The sequence below is a fragment of the Roseiarcus sp. genome, assembly GCF_052145395.1.
In the GTDB taxonomy this organism is placed as follows: Bacteria; Pseudomonadota; Alphaproteobacteria; order Rhizobiales; family Beijerinckiaceae; genus Roseiarcus.
Window position 1 is genome coordinate 1 of record NZ_JBKQOT010000298.1, and the last position, 4844, is coordinate 4844.

Genomic DNA, 4844 nt, shown 5'->3' on the forward strand with positions numbered 1-4844 from the left:
TCGGAGGCCTTTCGGCGGGCGCGATTATCTCGGCGATGGTCGGGCGGAACATCGTCCTGAGCCACCGCAAATATGTCGCAACCGAAGGCTCGCCGGTGCTTTCCGTGCGCGATCTGACGCTCGACACGGTCAGCCCGCGCGGCTGGCGTCGCGTCCTGCACGGCGTGAGCTTCGATTTGCGCCGCGGCGAGATTCTCGGGATCGGAGGGCTGCTTGGATCCGGCCGCACGGAGATACTCGAATCGATCTTCGGCGCCGCCCGCGGCTGGCGGGGCGGCGCAATCGCAATCGAAGGCGAGGACGCCGTAATTAGCTCTCCCTCCGACGCCTGCCGATTGGGTGTGGCACTCGTGACTGAGGATCGCAAGGCGCGCGGTTTGCTCTTGTCATCGACCGTGCGCGACAATGTCGCGCTTCCTTCGGTCGGCGCTTTGTCGCGGTTCGGCCTTCGCGGATTCGCGCGTGAGGCAGCGCTCGCAGCCGACGTGGTCGAAAGGCTGTCGGTGCGCTGCAACGACGTTGAGCAGATCGTCTCGACCCTATCGGGCGGAAACCAGCAGAAGGTCGTGATCGGCAAATGGCTGGCGACCGCGCCTCGCGTTCTGCTGCTCGACGAGCCGACCCGTGGAATCGACGTGGGGGCGAAGCAGGAAATCTATCAGCTCGTTTTCCAACTGGCGTCGCACGGCCTGGGCATCGTGATCGTGAGTTCGGAAATGCCGGAGCTGCTGTTGTTGTCGGATCGGGTTCTGGTCATGTGCGAAGGGCGTCAGACCGGCCTTCTCTCCGCCGCGGAGGCGACTGAGGAGGCGGTCATGCGCCTGGCTGCGCCGGGTCTGGACATGGCCGCTCTCGGTGAAGCCGGATGAACCCGCTCCGCTTGTTGTCGCGCACGAAGCTCTACTGGGGGCTGGCGCTCATTTGCCTGATCGGCGCCCTGGCGTCGCCGCATACGTCCTCCGGACGTAACATCTTTCTCTCATACAACAATCTGACCGACGTGTTGCGGCAGGTCTCGATCACCGGCCTCGTAGCGACCGGCATGACCATCGTAATCCTGCTCGGCGGGATCGACCTGTCGGTCGGCTCGGTCATGGGCTGCTCGACGATCATCTGCGCGATGCTTTTGACGAGGCCGGGATGGACGGCGGCCTCCGTCATAGGGGTGCCTTTCGCGACGGTCGCCGTGGCGCTCGCGGCCGGCTTTTTCGCACGGTTCATTTTTAACGGACTCGCGCGCGGTCGCGACGTCGAGGCGGGGCCGCGGCGCGAGATCGTGCTCGACGTCTGGCGCGGCTTCTGGATTCCTGTGCTGGTTGGACTCGCTGCGGGCGTCGGCGTCGCCGTGGTTACGGGCTCGCAGGTTTCCACCAAATTTGGAGTCCTCGCGGTCCTGGTGGTGACGCCATGTTTCGCGTTGATGCTGGGTGCGATCAACGGCGCCCTGATTGTCGGGGGGCGGATGCAGCCTTTCATCGCCACGTTGGCCATGATGGTCAGCGCGCTGGGCATCGGTCGGCTGACCGCCGGGCAGGACTACGCGGTCATCCCCGTCTACACGGGAACCAACGCGAGCCAGTCGTTCGAAATCCTGCGCTCGATGGTTTGGGGATTGGTTCCCATGCCGAGCCTCTTCTTCCTCGCCGCGATCCTCTTCTTCGGCGCCGTACTTCGCTTTACGACCTTCGGCCGCTACGTCTACGCCATAGGCGGCAATGTCGAGGCGGCGAAGCTGTCCGGTATCAAGGTCGCGCAAGTTCAATTCGCCGCCTATGTCATTTCAGGCCTCTTGGCTGGAGTGGCGGGTGTTCTCTTCGTCGCCCAGTACCGGCAGGGAAAACCGGACGCTGGCTCCGGACTTGAGCTCGACGCGATCGCCGCGGTCGTTATCGGCGGGACGAGCCTGATGGGCGGACGCGGCGGGCTCGCCGGAACGTTCGTCGGCGTTCTCATCTTCGGCCTCCTCTCCGACATCCTTCAACTCCAGAACATCGATTCCAACGTCCAGCTCCTGATGAAGGGGCTGATCATCGTGGGAACGGTGCTCGTGCAGGAACAGAATCTGGGTCAGCTCATGACGCGATGGCGGAGCGCCGCTCCCCCGACCGCGTCTGCGCGGGCCGGATCGGTCGAATCTGCTCGATCGCCAGGCGCCGCCAAGGCGTCCAAAAGCAGGGAGGACATCCATGAAAAGACGTGAGTTCCTAAAACTCTCCGGAACGATCGCGGGAGCCGCGATGACGGTTTACCTGCCCGCCGGTTGGACGCCGGCGAAAGCCGCGCCGAAATGGAAGGTCGGCTTCAGCCAGGCGACAACCCTCGAGCCCTGGCGCGTGCAGTTCAACAAAGACATCGAGGCCGAGGCCAAGAACCACCCTGAGGTCGAACTGATCATCACCGACGGGCAGGACAAGACCGAAAAACAAGTCGCGGATGTCGAGAACCTCATCGCTCAGCAGGTTGACGTGCTGCTGATTTCGCCGAAGGAGTCGGCGGGCCTGACGGGCGTTGTCGAAAAGGCGATCGACGCCAAGATCCCGGTGATCGTGCTCGACCGCAACGTCGACACCAAACGCATCACCCAGTTCGTCGGCGGCGACAATGTGCTGATCGGCAAGGCCGCCGGCGAATATGCAGTGAAGCTCCTCGGTGGACCGGGCAAGGCTGCGGGCAACGTAGTCGAAATCTGGGGCGGCATGGGCACGCAACCCGCGCACGACCGCCATGACGGGTTCCACGCCTTCACGGACAAGGAGCCTGGCATTAAGTACCTGCTCAACAACCAGTCGGGCGACTGGAAGCAGGACAAGGCTTACAACATCATGACGACAGCGCTGCGCAACAATGAGAAGATCGACCTGGTCTATGGCCACAACGATCCGATGGCCTATGGCGCCTATCTCGCGGCGAAGGACGCGGGACGCGACAAGGACATCAAATTCTTCCTCGGCATCGACGCCCTTCCGGACGAAGGGGTGACCTGGGTGCACAAGGGAGAGCTGACGGCGACCTTCCTCTATGCGACGCCGGGCGCCGATGGGTTGCGTCAGGCGGTCAAGCTCTTGAACGGTGAAAAAATCCCGCCGGTGATTACCCTGCCGACCATGCTCGTCGACAAGAGTAACGCTGATGACATCATGAAGAAGAACGGCTTGCTCTGAGCCTGGTGCCGAGGCCGGCGCCGCCAAGCGCCGGCCCACGTTAGCCCGGGACGGGCAGGCGCTTCGTTCCGCCAAGCTCGCTTTACAGCGCTTGACTTCGCAATTTCTGAGCTGGCAATGGGCGCGCTATTAAAGTGTCACTGGTTGAATGAGCCGCCAAAATGGGATTTGGTGGCAGATGAGCTATCAGTAGTGACGGGTCCAGCGACCGATTTTTGGCGGGAAACCTATTATGGCTTCACGCGCCATAGCGGCCACCTCTTCGGGTATCAGACCTCCGGAGCCTTTACCGCGACCCTTCGAGTGCGTGCACACTTTGAGAATTTGTATGATCAGGCAGGGCTTATGGTGCGTCTCGACGAGAAGAACTGGGTGAAAGCAGGAGTGGAGTTCTCCGATGGCGAGGCGACATTGAGCAGCGTCCTGACGGTTGGCCAATCTGACTGGGCTACCGGCCGGTTTGGGGGCGATGCGGGGGATTTCTGGATCAGGGCGACTGTCGAAAATGGAACTCTGAAGCTTCAAGCGTCTACAGATGGCAAGCGCTGGCCTTTGCTTCGGCTGAGCCCGTTTCCTCACGCAATGAGTTATCTGGTCGGTCCAATGTGCTGCACGCCTGAAAGGTCTGGACTGGAAGTGAAGTTTTCAAATTTTGAAATTACACATCCAAACGGCAAAGATTTACTTGATTTGACATTCTAGGCCGCCGGGCTGGCCACTTTGCCCTGCGTATTTGGTCGCTTTTCGCTTGCAAGGGCAAGGTCCGCAATGGGCGGAAACTGCGCCTAGAGGCAATGCCTGCTTAACTGCCCACTCGCGACGTTCGCGGACGCGATCTTCAACGGCAGCACTACGTCGGCACCGGCCGTCAGCGAGAGCCGCGGCTTTAGGGCTGTTGGCGGGCGTCAGGAAGTGCGCCTTCTGTCGCGCAAAGACTTCGCGGCCTACGTGGTCGACGATACGCAATCTTGTCGTTCGAGGCGGCCACGCGATTTTCGCTGCGGCGACGATGGCTCCCGACACGTCCGCAACCTCAATCTCGACTTCCTTCAAAGTCGTCGATTTGATATCCGCCGCTGAGCCGACAAATTGGATTCGGAATGGGTTCGTCGTGGCGGCGATCACCCGCGCCAATTCATCGGCCGGCGAAGACCCGGGAAAGGATCGGTGGTTGCGCGGCGCGAGCCCGACACGGGATCGATGCCTGCGCGAAGCGGCGTCTTCACGATCGGGAACGAGAACGGCATTCATTGCCAGCCGCACCAAAGGCTCGACGTCGGGGCGGCTGCCGATCTGGCGTGCGACCGCCAATGCGACCAAACCCCAATCTGTCGCGATTGCGTCGGAACTGGCCTCGTGTTGACGTTGGCGCGCCTCGTAATAGGCGGCTTCGCCAAAATCGTGGATTAGCGCCTCGGCCTCGGAATGGATGCGTTCTATCCTCGCGTGTCGCCGTAGCACCCAGGAGAGCATTGCCGATCTTTTCCTTCTGCAACGTCAATACCTGCATAGTCCGGTGAGACGCGCAATCTCTCAGTTGTGGTAAGCGAGCGCGGATGTCGTTGATTGCTGTGAACCCGGATCCGGAAATTGACCCCTTTGGGCAATGCCAATAGCAGCGACATCAATGACTTGCGAACGAGATCCCACGCCGATCGGCTCGCAAGAACGAATATTAGAACC

5 protein-coding genes are annotated in these 4844 nt (G+C 61.5%); 4 read left to right on the forward strand and 1 reads right to left on the reverse strand.

Translation table 11 applies throughout. The features are described 5' to 3' along the window. The 4 genes from ACLP25_RS10025 to ACLP25_RS10040 form a co-directional block, all read left to right on the forward strand. Positions 1 to 869, forward strand: an 869-nt coding sequence (locus ACLP25_RS10025) for an ATP-binding cassette domain-containing protein (RefSeq protein ID WP_442469051.1), incomplete at its 5' end; no start/stop codon positions are given. Next, positions 866 to 2200: an ABC transporter permease gene (locus ACLP25_RS10030; RefSeq protein ID WP_442469052.1), complete on the forward strand. Its 1335-nt coding sequence runs from the start codon at positions 866 to 868 to the stop codon at positions 2198 to 2200. The genes ACLP25_RS10025 and ACLP25_RS10030, both read left to right, overlap by 4 nt. Positions 2201 to 2237: 37 nt before the next feature. Further along, positions 2238 to 3161 (forward strand): substrate-binding domain-containing protein, encoded by a 924-nt coding sequence (locus ACLP25_RS10035; protein WP_442469055.1) that lies wholly within the window; start codon positions 2238 to 2240, stop codon positions 3159 to 3161. A gap of 117 nt (positions 3162 to 3278) precedes the next feature. Next, positions 3279 to 3863 carry a DUF1349 domain-containing protein gene (locus tag ACLP25_RS10040; RefSeq protein ID WP_442469053.1) on the forward strand — a complete coding sequence of 195 codons (585 nt, stop codon included), beginning with the start codon at positions 3279 to 3281 and terminating at the stop codon, positions 3861 to 3863. Here ACLP25_RS10040 and ACLP25_RS10045 read toward each other — a convergent pair. Continuing rightward, positions 3843 to 4634: a hypothetical protein gene (locus tag ACLP25_RS10045; RefSeq protein WP_442469054.1), complete on the reverse strand. Its 792-nt coding sequence runs from the start codon at positions 4632 to 4634 to the stop codon at positions 3843 to 3845. The two genes, ACLP25_RS10040 and ACLP25_RS10045, sit on opposite strands and share 21 nt — an antisense overlap. Between the last annotated feature and the right edge of the window lie 210 nt (positions 4635 to 4844).

Excerpts from the sequence above, each read along its gene's own strand:
- ACLP25_RS10030 (WP_442469052.1), top strand. The coding sequence starts at position 866 with ATGAACCCGCTCCGCTTGTTGTCGCGCACGAAGCTCTACTGGGGGCTG.
- ACLP25_RS10035 (WP_442469055.1), top strand. The coding sequence starts at position 2,238 with ATGACGGTTTACCTGCCCGCCGGTTGGACGCCGGCGAAAGCCGCGCCG.
- ACLP25_RS10040 (WP_442469053.1), top strand. The coding sequence starts at position 3,279 with ATGGGCGCGCTATTAAAGTGTCACTGGTTGAATGAGCCGCCAAAATGG.
- ACLP25_RS10045 (WP_442469054.1), bottom strand. The coding sequence starts at position 4,634 with ATGCTCTCCTGGGTGCTACGGCGACACGCGAGGATAGAACGCATCCAT.